This is a genomic window from Spiroplasma endosymbiont of Zeiraphera isertana (assembly GCF_964030805.1).
Taxonomy (GTDB): Bacteria; Bacillota_I; Bacilli_A; order Mycoplasmatales; family VBWQ01; genus Spiroplasma_E.
The window spans coordinates 2,103,458-2,120,344 of sequence record NZ_OZ034965.1 but is presented as its reverse complement, the minus strand read 5'-3'; the positions used below and the strand labels follow the sequence as shown (position 1 = coordinate 2,120,344).

Sequence of the window (16,887 nt, the reverse complement as noted above, 5' to 3'; positions counted from 1 at the left end):
ATGACAAAAGCTAAAAAAGATAACATTGATAACGTATCAGCAACAGAAAATAAAGATACAACTATTTCAACTCCTGTTACTGAAACACCAGTAAGTGTCGAAGAAGAAAAAATATCATTAAATAAAGAAATCGAATTAGAAACAAAAATTAAAGAATTAACAACAGAACTTAATAAAATTAATTCACAACAAAAGCAATTAATGCTAGCTACTAGATTAAATACCATTAAAGAATTAGAAATTCAAAATAAAGAAAACATTAAATATGCTAACCAAAAAATTATTAAAGATTTAGTTCATACTTTATTAAATTTCCAACGAGCACTAAACTTTAAAACTGATAATGTAGCTGTTCAAAATTTCCTAGTTGGTTTTAAATTTATCTATGAAGAATTAATTAAAGCACTTGGTAAAGAAGGTTTAAAAGAAATTACTGCTAAAGTTGGAGATCAATTTAATTCTCACCAACATGAGGCAGTAGAAATTATTAATGATAATACAAACAATGCTTATCAAAATGTAAAAAATAATACTATTGTTGAAGTTATAGCTAATGGTTATGAATTGCATAATCGTGTCATTAGCACTACTAAAGTTAAAGTTTTTCAAACTAAAGAAGAAAAAACAGAAACAAAGAAAAATTAAGGAGTGAAAATATTATGTCTACAAATAAAACAACAAATAAAGAAATCATTTTAGGAATCGATCTAGGAACAACTAATTCATGTGTTGCCGTAATGGAAGGTGATAAGCCAAAAGTTATTGAAAATGCCGAAGGTGGAAGAACAACACCATCAGTTGTTGCTTACAAAGATGGTCAAATTATGGTTGGTGAAGTTGCTAAACGTCAAGCTATTACTGATCCAGATAATACTGTTAGTTCAATTAAAAGAATTATGGGAACTAAAGAAACAGTTAAAGCCGCTACTAAAACACGTAAACCAGAAGAAGTATCTGCAGAAATTTTACGCACTATTAAAACTTTTGCTGAATCAAAATTAGGCAAAAAAATATCAAAAGCAGTTATTACTGTTCCTGCTTACTTTAACAATGAACAACGTGAAGCTACTAAAAATGCAGGAATTATTGCAGGATTAAAAGTAGAAAGAATTATTAACGAACCAACTGCTGCTGCCATTGCTTATGGTTTAGACAAACAAGATAAAGATCACAAAATTTTAGTATTTGACTTAGGTGGTGGAACATTTGACGTTTCAGTTCTAGAATTAGCAGGTGGAACATTTGAAGTATTATCAACTAGTGGTGATAACAAACTTGGTGGTGACGACTTTGATGCCTTAATTGTTCAACATTTAGTTAGTGAATTCAAAAAAAGTAATGGTGTTGACTTATCAAAAGATAAAATGGCAATGCAACGTTTAAAAGATGCTGCTGAAAAAGCAAAAAAAGACTTATCAGGAGTAGTACAAGCTGATATTTCATTACCATTTATTTCAATGAATGCCTCAGGTCCATTACATTTAAATGAAAAATTAACACGTGCCAAATTTAATGAACTAACAAAATCACTAGTTGAAAGAACTATTGCTCCTGTTCGTGATGCCTTAAAAGAAGCTAAATTAAGCAAAAATGAAATTGATGAAATTATTTTAGTTGGTGGTTCAACAAGAATCCCAGCTGTGCAAGAAGTTATTAAAAACGAAATTGGTAAAGAACCACATCGTGGTGTTAACCCTGATGAAGTAGTAGCTTTGGGTGCTGCTATTCAAGGAGGAGTATTATCGGGTGATGTTACTGACGTTTTATTATTAGATGTAACTCCTTTATCGTTAGGTATTGAAACTTTAGGAGGAGTAATGACGCCATTAATCTCTCGTAATACTACTGTTCCTACTAAAAAGTCACAAGTTTTTTCAACTGCTGAAGACAATCAACCCGCTGTTGATATTAGTGTTTTACAAGGAGAACGTCCACTAGCTAAAGATAATCATTCACTGGGTCGTTTCCAATTAAGTGGTATCGAACCAGCACCAAGAGGTGTTCCACAAATTGAAGTGACTTTTGATATCGATGTTAATGGTATTGTATCTGTTAGTGCCAAAGATCTAAAAACTAATAAAGAACAAAAAATTACTATTAGCAATAGTGGTACTTTAAGTAAAGACGAAATTGAAAAAATGGTACAAGATGCTGAAAAGAATCGTGAAAACGATGAAAAACATAAAGAAGAAATTGAATTATCTAATCAAGCACAAGCCTATATTTATGATATTGATAAAATGACTGCTGAAGTTACTAAATCAGCAAAAGAAGGCGAAGCAGAAAATCCACAAATTGCTGAAATGAAAAAACTACGTGATGACTTACAAAAATCACTAGATGAAAAAAAATATGATGATTTAAAAGAAAAACTAGAACAATTAAAACAAGCATTTGCTGCTGCACAACAATTTATGAACCAACAAAAACAAGAACCAACAGATCATATTAAAAAAGATGATAATAAAAGTGATGATGTTATTGATGTTGACGCAACAACTAAAACTAAATAAAATAATTAGAGGTGGACAAAATGGCAAGTAAAAAACGTGATTATTATGAAATTCTAGGAGTTTCGCGTAATGCTACTCCAGATGAAATTAAGAAAGCGTTTCGTACGCTTGCAAAAAAATATCATCCCGATTCACCAAGTGGTGGTGATGAAGCTCGATTTAAAGAAATAAGTGAAGCTTATCAAGTTTTATCCGATACTAATGAAAGAGCAAAATATGATCAATTTGGTCATGATATGCCCGGAGTTGGTAGTTCTTCTGGCTTCGGTGGTTTCGGTGACTTTAGTTCGGCATTTGGTGACTTATTTGGTGACTTATTTGGTGGTAATAGAAGACAACAACAACGCTATAATGGTAAAACACCAGGTGATAATATCCTAACAAAAGTTGAAATTAGTTATCGTGATGTATTCTTTGGCAAAAAAATGACCATTAGTATTAACATTGATGTTGCTTGTAAGGATTGTAAAGAAACTGGTGCTAGAACTCCTAATGATATTAGTACATGTGATAAATGTAAAGGTAAAGGAGTTCTTGAATATGTTCAACAATCACCATTAGGTATGTTTAGACATCAAGGTGTTTGCAACCAATGTCAAGGACTTGGTAAAATTATTCGTCAAAAATGTTTAAAATGCAAAGGACATCGCTATTATATTGAAAATCAAAAATTAGAATTTGATATTCCTCGCAGTATTTTTGATGGTCAACAAATTAGAATTAAAGGTAAAGGTAAAATTGGTCATAATGGTGGCACTCAAGGCGATTTATTTGTTGGTATTAATATTAAGCGACATGCTTTCTTAGATCGTCAAGGTAGTGATATGTATATTAAATTACCAGTATCTTACTTAGATATTATTTTGGGAAATATTATTATGATTCCTACCTTTGAAGGAATAATTAAACATAAATTACCATTAGGACTACAATACGGTGACAAAATTACTTTAAAAAATCAGGGATTCTATTACCCGAATAGTAGTAAACGTGGTGATTTACATGTTATTATTGATATACAAATGCCTAATAAAGTTACTAAAACAGAGCAAGAAAAATTATGAAATATTAATAACGAAACTAAATTTGATCCAAATGAAGATTTTGTTAATAGTGCAATAAAAAGAATTTAATAAATTAATATATAAAAAATAAGAACATATGTTCTTATTTTTTATATATTAATTTTTTCACTTTATTAATTGGATCTTTTTTACCAATATAACACATTACACAACTAGTTTCATTTAAATATTGTAATAATCTTCATTAGAGTGGAACCTTTGTCATTGTTTTACTTCTCATATTGGTATGTCGGTAATATTAATTACTACAACATTAAAATACAACGGACTTAATAATCATAATAAATGAAATAAATAATTTATATCACTATTAATATTTTTAAATAATAAATCACAAATAAACAATGCTGGGGCGTATCAAGTTAATGGTTAGATTTAATAAGAACTTAAATGAGAGATAAAACTCTCATTTTTTAATTGTTGAACAATTATAATTAATTATTTTATTAAACCTATACTTTATTAAAGTAATTAATTATTCCAAATTTAATAAAAATTATAAAAGCTATTGTATAGGAATTTGCAAATAGTAATTTTTATCATGCTCTTTTACAACTTGATATTTTTTGGTTCCCTTCCCCTAGAACCCCTACCCTCCAAGGCTTTGCTACTTACAGTAGCATAAGCCTTACGTATAGTAAGTAGTAGGTAAGTATTTAGTTAGTAGTATATAAGCCTTTTATCACTGTATGTGATAAGGCTTATACATAGAAAGGATACGTAATGATTAATGTTAATTTAGATATTAAAAATAAAATTAAAGAAACAACTAAAGGTATGTTATTAGAAATTGGTGAATATGAAACATGATTTCCTATTAAAGATACTATTATTGATGAAAAAAATAAAAAAATAGCATTAAAAATAATTGAAGATTTTTATTATAAATTAGGTAAAAAATCAATTACAAAAGATATTGAAAGTGTTAAAGGTAGTGATATTTTAAAATATATTAAAAATATTCCAAATATTACTACAAATGAAAATGAATTAATATCATGTGAATTTTATGAACAATATAATGGTTATTATATTTTTACAAATGATAAAAATCAAGAATGTTTTAAATATAACATTACATGAGAACAAGATATGAAAAGTTTTAAAATAAATAACCCATATAATGATAATGATTTAGCAATAAATTATATTGTTACACCAATGAAAGATATAAATACTCATAATGAAAAAATATTTTATTTAAAGTATTAAAGGAAATTAATATGTTATTAAATGTTGAAAAAATAGAATTAATAAAAAATTTATGTAATGAAAAATTACTTAAAAATAAAAAATATATTGAAATACAAGAAATATTAAAAATTATAGAAAGAGAGTAATTAATTATGTTGAATTTAAAAGAAGATAAAAGAATATATTTAAAATATGAAGAAATTGAAAAAATATTTGGTTCATGTGATATTTGTCATAAAAATTCATCATTTGCAAATAGAACTTGTAATAAATGTTTTTATAAATTAATGAGTGATGATTATGAAATGTAATATTCATAATGAAAAATATATATGATTTTCTGAATTAGAAAATACATATTATTGTAATAAATGTATAAATAACATGATTGAAGAAGATATTTATTTAACAAGTTATAATTGAGATTACTTATATGAATATTATATTAATGAATTACAATTAGAAAATTTTAAAGGAGTGTAAAAATATGCAAAATAAAGGTTTTCAAGATATTAAAAATGATTTACAAATATTTTTTAAAGATATTGAAAATGGTAAATATGGTGAAAGAATTAAAGAATTATTTATGCAGAAAGAAAGTAGTGAATAAAAATGGTAGTAACACCTAAAAAGAAACCAGAAGATTTAATGATAAAACAAATTATTGTTCATTTAAGATTTACTGAAAAAGATTATGAAAAATTAAAAGAAATTTGTGAAGAAAAAAATATGAAAATTAATGGTTTTATAAGAAGTTTAATTAAAAAAGCAATAAATAAATAGAAAGAGTGATTATAATGAATAATTTATATAAAAAAATACTTAAATTACAATTAGAAATTGGTAGTACACCTAAAAATGGTTTTAATAAATTTGGAAATTATAAATATTGATTATTAAGTGATATTTTTAATAAATTTAAATTATTATGTAAAGAATTAAATATTGTTATTACACATGAAGATATATTAACAACTGATAGAAAAATAAATTATTTAGATACTAAAGAAGTAGAAATAACTTATTTTAAAAGATATACAATTATTGATTTAGATAATGATAAAGAAATTAAATATTTTGATATACTTGCTTGTGCTAAAAATACAGATATAGCAAAAGCAAAAGGTAGTGCAGAAACTTATGCTTATAGATATTTTTTAATGAATTTACTTTTATTAAGTGAAGATGAACTTGACCCAGATAATGATAATGTTAATTTAATGCAAAATAATAATAAACCACAAAATAATTATATTAATAATATAAAAATACAAAATGAAAAATGAGAACCAAGTGAAAAACAATTAGATTATTTTGAAAAATATATGATTACAAATACAGTTTTATTTGATGAATGTATAAGAGAAGATATGGAAAGATTAAATCCAAGTAATAATAAAGATTTTTTAATATTAATGGGTGAAAATTATTTAAAAGTATTATTTGATAACTTTAAAGAAATTCGTGAAAGATTTAAAAATTTAAAAAATAATAATAAAAATGAGTATAGAAATTATGAATAAATGTAAATATTGTAATAAAAGAATTTGGTTAAGTAAATTTTGATGTTTGAAATGTTTAGAAAAAATAGTTGATGAAATAACTAAATTTAATTGAGAAAAGGAAAAATAAAATGACTAATTATTTACTTTCAATTGACCCAAGTATAAAAAATACTGGATTTACTTTATGAGAAAAGAAAATATATTGTGATACATATAAATATATATGAAAACCAATATTAATTAGTAGTTGTAGTTTTAAAAATAATGCTATTGATAATTTTAATAGAGATATGCATTATGTTGTATATGGAACTTTAGAATTAAAAGATGAATTAACTAACTCTAAAAATAATTTAGATTTAATTATTGAACGTGGTACTTTTCATAGTAAAAATGGTATTGGTTATGAAACTCAAGAACATTTAAGAGGTTTTATTGCAGGAACATTTAATAAATTATTAACAAAAGATATGTTAATAAGTCCTTCTTCATGAAAGAAATGATATATAGATAATAATATTACTAATATTTCTTTAAAAAATTGAAATAAAAAAATAAGTGAAGATATATGTTTTTATTTAAATGAAAAATATGAATGAAATATTAATATTAATAATCATGATGAAGCAGATTCATTATTAATTGGTTGATATTATTTAAATAAGGATTAAATAATGCAAAAACAAAAACAAGAAAAAGTATTACTTAAATGTATTGTTAAAGATTGTAATACTAAAGTATTAGTTACTTTAAAAACTTTAAATATAGAAGATAGTGTAATTCAATTTTTTAATATGTGTTATTTTCATAAAAAACAATTTAAAAATAAAATTAAAGAAATAAAAGAATATTATAAAAAAGTTTAAACAAATATAAATAAAATAATGGTGTAGAATGAATTCATAAAACTTAATATAAGTTTTTAACTCATTGCTTTATTTTAAAGTAAATGGGTTTTTTATGTTTTTAAAAAAAGAAAGGATAAAATTATGAAATATTTTAGTCCAAGTTATTGATTTAAATTATGAGTATTATCTGCACCATTATTTAATGATAAAACTCAAGGTATTAATGCTAAGTCAATTGATAATAAAAAGATTAAAGATTGAGCTAGCAAAGATATCACTAATTTATCATTATTAGAAAATCAAGAACTAACTTTATCAAACAATCAAACAAATTTATTAAATTTACCATCATGAAATACTAATTTAACTACACATAATCAACATCATAAACACCGTCATCAAAAAAGTAGAAACAGACATAAAAGACAACCAAATCCAAATCGAAGAGCAATTTTTCAATTAACTGAACAATTAACTATTGATAGTAATAATCGCCAACAATATAGAAATAGTTTTCAATCAGTTCTTCACTCATTAGTAAATAATAATATATTAAGAGTTGTTTTTGATAATACCGAAAATACAAATTGAGGAGAAATTAATAGAATATTTACTTTAAATACTCAAAATTATGGTTATTTTCGGCTTCCAATTGTAATTAGATGACAACAAAATGAACAAAGTCTTCAAAGAAATTTTGAATTAGTTTTAAGAACCGATAATTTATATATTCAAGGTTTTATAGTTACTGAAAGAGGTTCTCATGTAGGAGAAATCTCTACTTATTATCATTTTGATTTTAGAGAAATTTATGAAGGAAGAAATTATATAAATCACCAGCAAAATCAATTATCAGAAAATCAAAGAAGATTATTACAAATGTGAAATAGACAACCTGCTGCTGTTAGAGATGATTCAGTTCCTCTTTTAACACAAATTGATGGAATCCAAAATAGACAGTTAACTGGAATTAGTCCAGATTATAGAGATATGATTCCAACTCAAAATAAAAATATTAATTGAAATAGTATTGTTAATTCTTTTATAAGACTTGGTGCAAAACCTTTAATTTTAACAATTTAACGATTATTATTAATATTAAAGGTGATAGTTATTATGTTGAAAAAATATAAAGATGATCAAGAATTTTATAGTTTAGTCGGCATAAAGCCACAAACATTTTATAAAATGATTGAAATTTTAAAAATTGCTGAGTCTAAACAAAAATATTATGGTGGTAGAAAAAATAAAATTGTAATTGAAGAGCGTTTATTAATGACTTTAGAATATTGAAAAGACTATAGTAGTTATAGAGTTATTGCAAAAAGATATAATATTAGTCATACTAGTTGCATTCGTAATATTTTTTGAATTGAAAATATTTTAATAAAAAGCGGAATTTTTAATTTACCTGGAAAAAAAGATTTAACAAAAAATAAAGGTACTAATAATAATTTGTTAGCTATTGATGCTACTGAAACTCCAATTGAAAGAATTAAAAAAAACTAAAATTACTTTTTTCAGGTAAAAAGAAACATCATTCTCTCAAATCCCAAATAATTATTGATATTTCCAATGGAAAAATTATTTCAACTGCTTTTTGTTTTGGAAGCATTCATTATTTTAAATTGCTTCTAAAATCTAAAACTTTTATTCATCCAGAAAAACAAGTTTTTGTTGATTCAGGTTATCAAGGTATACAAAATATTCATAAAAATACATTTTTGCCATTTAAAAAAAGTAAATACAATAAATTAACACCAATTCAAAAAGAATACAATAAAACTTTAAGTAAAATTAGAATTAAAATTGAACACGTATTTGCTAAACTAAAACGTTTTAAAATTTTAAGTTTAAAATATCGCAATAAAATACGAAGATTTGCATTAAGATTTAATTTAATAGCAGGAATATATAATTTTGAATTACCTTAGTTTTGCACCAAGTCTATTATACTTTTCGTAATATTTTCTGATTTATGATTTTTAGTTACTAAAGGAATTGTGGTTTTTGATCATATATCAGCCAAAGTAATAATAGAACTTTTATGATCTTTGCCAATGATAGTATCACCTTCTAAATGACCAAATTCTTGTATATTTTTAATATTAGGAATGATTAAATTTCTTTCATGAATAGACTTACAATTATTAATTTTGCCCCTAGTTTCTTTTTGTTTGTGAGATTTATTTTTGCCTTTTCTCAATAAGTTATTTTCATCAAAACCCATTCGATTTGTTTTAAACATGTTATATAAAGTTTTTGTTGAAATACTTTTTATTTTATTTTCCTTTAAAAAGTTAGCAATTATATCAAGAGCATACTTTTTAGTAATTAACAAATGATTAATACTATTAATTTCTGTTAAAGTTAAAATTATTAATTTTCTGCCTGCATTTTGTTTATTTTTTTGAAATTGATTCAATATTTTTAATGGCAATAAGTTTTTATTTAATAATCTACAAACTCTATGTACAGTTGATTTACTATAATCAACAATTTTTGCTATTTTACGAATCGAAAATCCATAATTTTTATATTCTTTTATTGCTATTATTGATTCAATACTCAGATACTTATACATTGCGCTAATTCCTTTCTTTTCTTAATTATACTTGGTGCAAAACCTTTAATTTTAACAATTTAACGATTATTATTGATATTAAAGGTGATAGTTATTATGTTGAAAAAATATAAAGATGATCAAGAATTTTATAGTTTAGTCGGCATAAAGCCACAAACATTTTATAAAATGCTTGAAATTTTAAAAATTGCTGAGTCTAAACAAAAATATTATGGTGGTAGAAAAAATAAAATTGTAATTGAAGAGCGTTTATTAATGACTTTAGAATATTGAAAAGACTATAGTAGTTATAGAGTTATTGCAAAAAGATCTAATATTATTCATACTAGTTGCATTCGTAATATTTTTTGAATTGAAAATATTTTAATAAAAAGCGGAATTTTTAATTTACCCGGAAAAAAAGATTTAACAAAAAATAAAGGTACTAATAATAATTTGTTAGCTATTGACGCTACTGAAACTCCAATTGAAAGAATTAAAAAAAACTAAAATTACTTTTTTCAGGTAAAAAGAAACATCATTCTCTCAAATCCCAAATAATTATTGATATTTCCAATGGAAAAATTATTTCAACTGCTTTTTGTTTTGGAAGCATTCATGATTTTAAATTGCTTCTAAAATCTAAAACTTTTATTCATCCAGAAAAACAAGTTTTTGTTGATTCAGGTTATCAAGGTATACAAAATATTCATAAAAATACATTTTTGCCATTTAAAAAAAGTAAATACAATCAATTAACACCAATTCAAAAAGAATACAATAAAACTTTAAGTAAAATTAGAATTAAAATTGAACACGTATTTGCTAAACTAAAACGTTTTAAAATTTTAAGTTTAAAATATCGCAATAAAATACGAAGATTTGCATTAAGATTTAATTTAATAGCAGGAATATATAATTTTGAATTACCTTAGTTTTGCACCAAGTCTATTATAGAACTAACACAATTTAATTTTTATATAAGTGTCCTTTTTAATTTTACAATTAAAGAAATAAAAAAATCCAAATAAATGAATGACCACTTAAAAACTCAAATCAATATTAAAATATTGATGAAAATATTAATGATGTAAATCAATATGTTGTTTTTTTCTAATTATCAAAGAATATATTTTAGATTTCTAAAACCCCGATATTTTTATATCAAATCTGTTTTATTTCATAAATCATATAAAATGATTACATTATGAAAAATTTAAAGATTTAAATAGAGGTTTATATTATGAAAAAGAAAATTATTAAAACAATCATTGCATCAACTGCATTAACTAGTGGTATTCCTGCTGAAAGTGGTACTTTAACTAAAATAGAAACTGAAACAGAAAATGAATTAGAAGAAAAAGATGAAAGAGTAAATTCTACAAAAAAAAAGAGTTAAAAGGCAAACTCCACCAAGTTTACAAAAAAACAATGACAACAATTAATATTGGTCAAATTGAAGCGAATGATAAACAACATATTATTCAAAGATTAAGAGAAATTAATCATCCAATTTTATCTAGAGAAGATTTTTTAGAAAATATTGAATTTGAAAACATTACAAATATTAATGCAACAGTGCATGCTGGTATTAACATTTACGATCAAAATCCCGCAAGAAATATTCCAAAAAATTTAAATTTTACTATTAACTTTACACCTCAAAGATTAACATTATCAAGTATTCTTATTAGAACTGAGTTAGGAGAATTGTTAGATAATGCACCATTAACAATAATAGAGAGACTAAATTTTTTAAATCCCGATTTGCATTTACGTTATCCTAGTTTTACAAATAGACATCCTATAGGCATAAATAATTTTCAAATTTTATCAGAAAATGTTTATGATTTTCAACAGAATAATCCTCATATTGTTTTTGATAGTGATTGAAATGTAACTTTTACTATTAATGAACAAAGCGTAAGATTATCAACTTTACTTAGAAATACTAATTTAGGACAAATTAGACGTAATGATCCGAGTACTATTATGGAAAGGTTATGAGAATTAAATCCTGATTTAGTTTTTCATTTCGACTTTGTGCCGGGTATAGATTTCTCTTCATTTTTAACTTCAACTACATTAATAATTCCGCTATCACATATGTTTCGTCCAAACAGTATAATATTTACAGAAAATTTGAATATTATTTATGATTGTGATTTTAGTGTTACTTTTACTACACTTGAAGATATATCAAATTATAAACCAAGTAATTTGCACACCACTACAACAACAACCCCTTCACCTTTAGCAGGTGGAAGCGCTGTTTTGCCATCAACACCTGAACAATCTTTTAACATTGGAACTAGTTCTAGAAATAGAAATCAACAAAGTAATCAAAGTACAGGCTCTAGAATAAATCAGAAACCAAAGTGTGATATTTTAAAAACACAAATTATTGATCAAAAATTATTAGATATTTATCACACCACATCTACAGAAAGTAAAAATAATGTAAGAAAAAAACTAACAGAAATTTATGGACAACATTTTACTGATGCTAGTTGAACACAATTTGAAAAAATTGTTGAATTGCATAAATATGGAATCGTTTTTATAACACCTAATAAAAATGAATATTTATTAAAAGGTCTAGCCACTACCACAACTATGAGTATTCCACCTGCATATAAAGTTGTTAAATGAATAAGTTCTCCACAAGCTACAACAGTAGTTGAAACAGAAGAAGCAGTGTCTTTATTAGGGGTTGGTGAAGAAGGTGCGATTGCTATTGGCGAAGAGGTTGTTGAAGGTGGTGCATCTGTTATGATTGAAGGAGGGCCTATTGGATGAGTTGTGGGTGGAGTAATTATAGTTGGTGGAATAGCATATTTAGTGTATAATTGATCGCATGCTCATAATGCTGATATCAATTCCCATAATCAATATAATAAAATAGAAAAATATTACATACCTTTAGACAATAAAACTCCACAATATACAGAATCAAGTAAAATTAAATTAGGTATTAGTAATGATATGTGAATAAAATTAGCAGAAATTTATCAAGATAATAATAAAGATAACTATCAACTTTTTGAAAAAAAAATTTTAAGTGAAATTACTAAATTTCCACAATTGATAGGAACCTTAGCAAATAGTTTAAGTGATAGTAATTTAAAAACTTTGGTTAAAGTTATGTATAATAATTTTTCAGAAATAAACATTTTTTATATGATGACCAATCAACATGGATGAAAGATTGTAACAAATGCTGTTGGAAATTACTTAGAAATTGAACCAGAATAAAGTTAATAAATTTTCCTATAAAATAATTATAAAACATAACATATTAGGCTTATTTCATAATTAAAATTTTAATTTTGGAATAAGTCATAATAATAATTATGAAAATTTTTTTATTTTTAGTAAAATTAAGTGTAAAATTAATAATATTATAAAGAAGTGGAAGTGACAAAATGAGTCAAAACATTATTTTTGCTTTTGAAATTATTGCCTTAATTATCGCTATATTATTAGTAATTTTAGGTTTATTACAAGGTAAAAAAAATCATAATGGACTTGGTGCTTTAAGTGGGGGTAATCAAGAATTATTTGCTAGTACTAAAGAACGTGGTTGAAGTAAGTTATTTTCTATTGCCACTTTAGTATTAGGTATATCGTTATTTACTATGGCAATAATAGTAAGAATTCTTATTAATACTATTGGAGTTATAAATTAATGATAATTATTTTATAAAAAGGCACACTAAAATGTGCCTTTTTATAAATTTTAAAAGATAGATTATAATTAATTATATAATTAGGATAAAGTTGGGATTGATTGAAATGAAGCAAGAGATTATTAATGAGTTACAAAATAGTATTACACCTTTATCAACGGTTGATTTAACAGTGAAACTTAATATTACTAATCATCATCAACAGCAAGAACTTATTGCTGATTTAGAAGAATTGAAAAATAGTGAAATTATTTTGGAAAATAAAGAACAACAATTTTATATGCTAAAAAATAATAATTTATTTATTGGCAAAATTCAAATTACTAAAAAAGGATTTGGATTTGTTAAATTATTAAATAGTGAAGAAGAATATTACGTTAATATAAAAAACATAAATAATGCGTTAAATAATGATGAAGTATTATGTAAGTTAGTGAAAATTAATAATCAGAATGATGAGGCTGTAGTATTAAAAATTATTAAACGTGATACTAATCTTCTTGTTGGTACTGTTATTGTTAATGCAGATACGAAAGTAAAAACATTATTAATTCAAAATGCAAAGTTACAACAGTATGAAGTTAATATTTTAAATCCTGATAAAGCGTTAGAAAATAATATTGTTGTTGCAAAAATTAAAAATTTTGAACAGAATATTTTTAATGTTACTATTACTAAAATATTGGGTAATATTAATGATCCTGGTGTTGATATTTTAGTTGTTATTTATGAAATTGGCATTAAAGCACAATTTGATGTTGAAACATTAGCAGCAACAGATAAGGTGCCATTAACAGTGTTAGAATCAGATAAAATTGGTCGTATTGATTTGACTAAAGAGTTATTAGTTACAATTGATGGTAAAGATGCTAAAGATTTTGATGATGCTATTTGTGTTACTAAACTAGTTAATGGTAATTATCGTTTAATTGTAGCTATTGCTGATGTTAGTCATTATGTAACAGAAAATAGTCCTTTAGATGAAGAGGCATTTACTCGCGGTACATCTGTTTACTTAGCAGATCGTGTTATTCCTATGTTACCAACGCAGTTATCAAATGGTATTTGTTCTTTAAATGAACAAGTAGAACGTTTATGTATGGTTTGTGATATGGAGATTGATAAGAATGGTTTAACAGTAAAACATAAAATTTATCAGGCATTTATGAAATCAGCAAGAAGAATGAATTATGATGAAGTAAATGATGGATATAATGGTAAAAATCCAAATTTTATTAAAAAACATCCACAAATTTGAGAAATGTTACTAAAAGCAAAAGAATTGCACCAAATTTTATGAAAGTTTAAACAAGATGCTGGAGTAATTGATTTTGAAATTAATGAAGCAAAAACAATTATTAATGACAATGGAGAAGTAACTGATATTATTTTAAGAAATCGTGATATCGCTGAAAAATTAATTGAAAGTTTTATGATTAGAGCTAATGAAGTAGTTGCTAAAACTGTATTTGATATGAAATTACCTTTTATTTATCGTGTTCATGAACATCCTCGTTCTAAAAAAATGCATCAAATGGTTACAATTCTGAAATTAATGGGCATTAAACTAAATCCAAAAATCACAAATATTAGTTCAAAAGATTTACAATTATTATTAAATTCTTTAAAACAATTACCAACATTTCAAGTTTTATCAACTTTATTATTAAGAAGTATGGAAAAAGCACAGTATACTAATAAATGTATTGGCCATTTTGGACTTGCTAGTGATTATTATACACATTTTACTTCGCCAATTAGACGTTATCCTGATTTAATAGTTCATCGTTTATTGCGCCAATATATAGTTAAAAGAGAAATAAATGCTAAAATAATTGAGAAATATCAAAGTTTTACTAATTGAGCTGCTGAGCAATCTAGTAATATGGAATTAAAAGCATTAGAGTGTGAACGAGCTGTAGATCAAATGAAAAAAGCAGAATACATGATGCAATTTATTGGTCATAAATTTGAAGGTATAATTTCTAGTGTAACTGGCTTTGGATTATTTGTTGAGTTAGATAATACAATTGAGGGTTTAATTAGAATTGCAGACATGACTGATGATTATTATATTTTTAATGAAAAAGCAATGATTTTGTTTGGTGAAAGAAAACGAAAACAGTATGCTCTTGGTCAAAAGGTCAGTGTTCTTGTTAAAAGTGCAAATAAAGTTGCTAGAACTATTGATTTTATTTTAGAAGAAAATGGTCAGCAAAATAAAAACCGTGATAAAAATAATAATAATCAATCATCAAAAATGTATAAAGCAAATAATTTTAAATATAGAAAAAAGATAAAACTAAATGGTAAAGTTAAAAAAAATAAAAATGAAAAGAAAAATGGAGTAAAAAAATGAAAATACAAGGGCAAAAAAGATTAATTCAACCAAGCAATCTTAACATTGAATGCTATTATTATAATTATTTTAAATCGCCAGGCTTAAAACAATATCCGGATTTATTATGAGTTAATGAAGATTATAACTTAATTAAGCAAGTAAATATTGAACAAGATACTATAATAAGATTAGCAACTAATTTATTTGAAGTTGGTCAAAAATTTAATTTGTTTGAAAATTTAGATTATTTTATTATGATGCCAAAAAAACCTACTTCAGTTAGTAGTTTAGAATTGGTAATAATTGAATTAATTAAAATTATTAAAAAAAAATTAAATTATGAGATATTATTTATTAATAATATTTTCCAAGTTGATAACTACCGTAAATTTTGAGAAAATAAATTAAAAGTTAGCGAAAGACAAATGGAAATTACTAATAAAATTCATTTATTACCTAAATATATTAAATTTTTTAATAAAAAAAACATTATTATTATTGATGATATAGTTGCCTCGGGGATTTCTATTGCCCAAACTATTTTAGAAATTATCAATAATAACAATGATTTTAAAATTAAAGCTTTGTGTTATGGTTCAGTTTATAATTGAGAAGAAATTTATAAATAGTTAAAAGAGTTTCCTAATTTTTTTCTTTTTTTCTTCTAATGAGTCTGATTCAGATATATTATAAGAATCTTCAATATTATTTATAAATGCATAATTAATTTCAGCATTAATTTGATTTTTAGCAATAAGTTTTAAAATAAAATCAGCAGTATCTGCTTCTAAAGCAAATGTGTAAATTTCGAATTCATCTTCATTAATAATTTCCGTTTTCGTAGAAATTTTTAAAATATGATTTTGTTCATCAATAATAATTTTGCAAACCTCAAGTTTTTTACCAGTTAAAATCTTATAAATAATTACTTTATCATTATTATTTTTATCAAAACCCAAATCGCCTTGATAAAATTGACTATTTTTTACTGCTATTGGTTTAGTATTTAACTCTCCTGCCATGTCCTTAGACTCCTTTCAGTTGTTTATTAATATATAAAATTAACAAAAACCCGTAAAACAAATATAAAATCTATTTCTTGGGTCGCTATACAACAAATATTAATTTTATGTTTAATTTTACATTAAT

General features: G+C 24.2%; 22 protein-coding genes and 1 pseudogene. 21 read left to right on the top strand and 2 right to left on the bottom strand.

The features are described from left to right. The 14 genes from AAHM78_RS14800 to AAHM78_RS14735 all read left to right on the top strand — a co-directional run bounded on the left by AAHM78_RS14800 (position 1) and on the right by AAHM78_RS14735 (position 9,079). A complete protein-coding gene (locus tag AAHM78_RS14800; protein WP_342253707.1) occupies positions 1–645 on the top strand; it encodes a nucleotide exchange factor GrpE in 645 nt (214 codons plus the stop codon). A 14-nt stretch (positions 646–659) separates the two neighbouring features. Next, the gene (gene dnaK / locus AAHM78_RS14795) at positions 660–2,513 is read left to right on the top strand and encodes a molecular chaperone DnaK (RefSeq protein WP_342253706.1); all 1,854 of its coding nucleotides are present in this window, start codon (positions 660–662) and stop codon (positions 2,511–2,513) included. A gap of 20 nt (positions 2,514–2,533) precedes the next feature. Then, entirely contained in the window at positions 2,534–3,646 is a 1,113-nt protein-coding gene (gene dnaJ, locus AAHM78_RS14790) for a molecular chaperone DnaJ (RefSeq protein ID WP_342253705.1), read from the top strand. Between the two features lie 675 nt (positions 3,647–4,321). Then, positions 4,322–4,810, top strand: coding sequence for a hypothetical protein (locus AAHM78_RS14785; protein WP_342253704.1), 489 nt, complete (start codon positions 4,322–4,324; stop codon positions 4,808–4,810). A 134-nt stretch (positions 4,811–4,944) separates the two neighbouring features. Beyond that, the gene (locus tag AAHM78_RS14780; RefSeq protein ID WP_342253703.1) at positions 4,945–5,103 is read left to right on the top strand and encodes a hypothetical protein; all 159 of its coding nucleotides are present in this window, start codon (positions 4,945–4,947) and stop codon (positions 5,101–5,103) included. Continuing rightward, positions 5,093–5,275 carry a hypothetical protein gene (locus AAHM78_RS14775; protein WP_342253702.1) on the top strand — a complete coding sequence of 61 codons (183 nt, stop codon included), beginning with the start codon at positions 5,093–5,095 and terminating at the stop codon, positions 5,273–5,275. Before AAHM78_RS14780 ends, AAHM78_RS14775 begins: the two co-directional genes overlap by 11 nt. 4 nt (positions 5,276–5,279) lie before the next feature. Then, positions 5,280–5,402 carry a hypothetical protein gene (locus AAHM78_RS14770; protein WP_342253701.1) on the top strand — a complete coding sequence of 41 codons (123 nt, stop codon included), beginning with the start codon at positions 5,280–5,282 and terminating at the stop codon, positions 5,400–5,402. Between the two features lie 2 nt (positions 5,403–5,404). Continuing rightward, a complete protein-coding gene (locus tag AAHM78_RS14765) occupies positions 5,405–5,575 on the top strand; it encodes a hypothetical protein (RefSeq protein ID WP_342253700.1) in 171 nt (56 codons plus the stop codon). 14 nt (positions 5,576–5,589) lie between these two features. Further along, the gene (locus AAHM78_RS14760; protein ID WP_342253699.1) at positions 5,590–6,315 is read left to right on the top strand and encodes an ERF family protein; all 726 of its coding nucleotides are present in this window, start codon (positions 5,590–5,592) and stop codon (positions 6,313–6,315) included. 110 nt (positions 6,316–6,425) lie between these two features. Further along, on the top strand, positions 6,426–6,968 hold the full coding sequence (locus AAHM78_RS14755) for a hypothetical protein (RefSeq protein ID WP_342253698.1): 543 nt from the start codon (positions 6,426–6,428) through the stop codon (positions 6,966–6,968). 3 nt (positions 6,969–6,971) lie between these two features. Continuing rightward, positions 6,972–7,163: a hypothetical protein gene (locus tag AAHM78_RS14750; protein WP_342253697.1), complete on the top strand. Its 192-nt coding sequence runs from the start codon at positions 6,972–6,974 to the stop codon at positions 7,161–7,163. A 123-nt stretch (positions 7,164–7,286) separates the two neighbouring features. After that, entirely contained in the window at positions 7,287–8,228 is a 942-nt protein-coding gene (locus tag AAHM78_RS14745) for a hypothetical protein (protein WP_342253696.1), read from the top strand. Positions 8,229–8,261: 33 nt separating this feature from the next. Next, complete coding sequence (locus tag AAHM78_RS14740) at positions 8,262–8,654, top strand: transposase family protein (RefSeq protein ID WP_342253695.1); 393 nt, start codon at positions 8,262–8,264, stop codon at positions 8,652–8,654. A 50-nt stretch (positions 8,655–8,704) separates the two neighbouring features. After that, positions 8,705–9,079, top strand: coding sequence for a transposase family protein (locus tag AAHM78_RS14735; RefSeq protein ID WP_342255206.1), 375 nt, complete (start codon positions 8,705–8,707; stop codon positions 9,077–9,079). Between the two features lie 5 nt (positions 9,080–9,084). Here AAHM78_RS14735 and AAHM78_RS14730 read toward each other — a convergent pair. Beyond that, a pseudogene (locus AAHM78_RS14730) lies at positions 9,085–9,729 on the bottom strand (IS30 family transposase); the annotation flags it as partial. A 96-nt stretch (positions 9,730–9,825) separates the two neighbouring features. On the opposite strand from AAHM78_RS14730, the gene AAHM78_RS14725 reads away from it, so the two are divergent. From AAHM78_RS14725 to AAHM78_RS14695, 7 genes are all read left to right on the top strand, one after another. Continuing rightward, positions 9,826–10,218 carry a transposase family protein gene (locus AAHM78_RS14725; protein WP_342253693.1) on the top strand — a complete coding sequence of 131 codons (393 nt, stop codon included), beginning with the start codon at positions 9,826–9,828 and terminating at the stop codon, positions 10,216–10,218. A 50-nt stretch (positions 10,219–10,268) separates the two neighbouring features. Beyond that, positions 10,269–10,643, top strand: a complete 375-nt coding sequence (locus tag AAHM78_RS14720) for a transposase family protein (protein WP_342254611.1) — start codon at positions 10,269–10,271, stop codon at positions 10,641–10,643. A gap of 308 nt (positions 10,644–10,951) precedes the next feature. Continuing rightward, positions 10,952–11,107: a hypothetical protein gene (locus AAHM78_RS14715; RefSeq protein WP_342253692.1), complete on the top strand. Its 156-nt coding sequence runs from the start codon at positions 10,952–10,954 to the stop codon at positions 11,105–11,107. Between the two features lie 32 nt (positions 11,108–11,139). After that, positions 11,140–12,963: a hypothetical protein gene (locus AAHM78_RS14710; protein ID WP_342253691.1), complete on the top strand. Its 1,824-nt coding sequence runs from the start codon at positions 11,140–11,142 to the stop codon at positions 12,961–12,963. 170 nt (positions 12,964–13,133) lie between these two features. Continuing rightward, the gene (gene secG, locus AAHM78_RS14705; RefSeq protein WP_174480339.1) at positions 13,134–13,397 is read left to right on the top strand and encodes a preprotein translocase subunit SecG; all 264 of its coding nucleotides are present in this window, start codon (positions 13,134–13,136) and stop codon (positions 13,395–13,397) included. A 106-nt stretch (positions 13,398–13,503) separates the two neighbouring features. Next, positions 13,504–15,780 carry a ribonuclease R gene (gene rnr, locus AAHM78_RS14700; protein ID WP_342253690.1) on the top strand — a complete coding sequence of 759 codons (2,277 nt, stop codon included), beginning with the start codon at positions 13,504–13,506 and terminating at the stop codon, positions 15,778–15,780. Continuing rightward, the gene (locus AAHM78_RS14695) at positions 15,753–16,367 is read left to right on the top strand and encodes a hypothetical protein (RefSeq protein ID WP_342253689.1); all 615 of its coding nucleotides are present in this window, start codon (positions 15,753–15,755) and stop codon (positions 16,365–16,367) included. Before rnr ends, AAHM78_RS14695 begins: the two co-directional genes overlap by 28 nt. Here AAHM78_RS14695 and AAHM78_RS14690 read toward each other — a convergent pair whose 3' ends face one another. Then, positions 16,368–16,760 (bottom strand): hypothetical protein, encoded by a 393-nt coding sequence (locus AAHM78_RS14690; RefSeq protein WP_252320718.1) that lies wholly within the window; start codon positions 16,758–16,760, stop codon positions 16,368–16,370. Positions 16,761–16,887 lie beyond the last annotated feature (127 nt).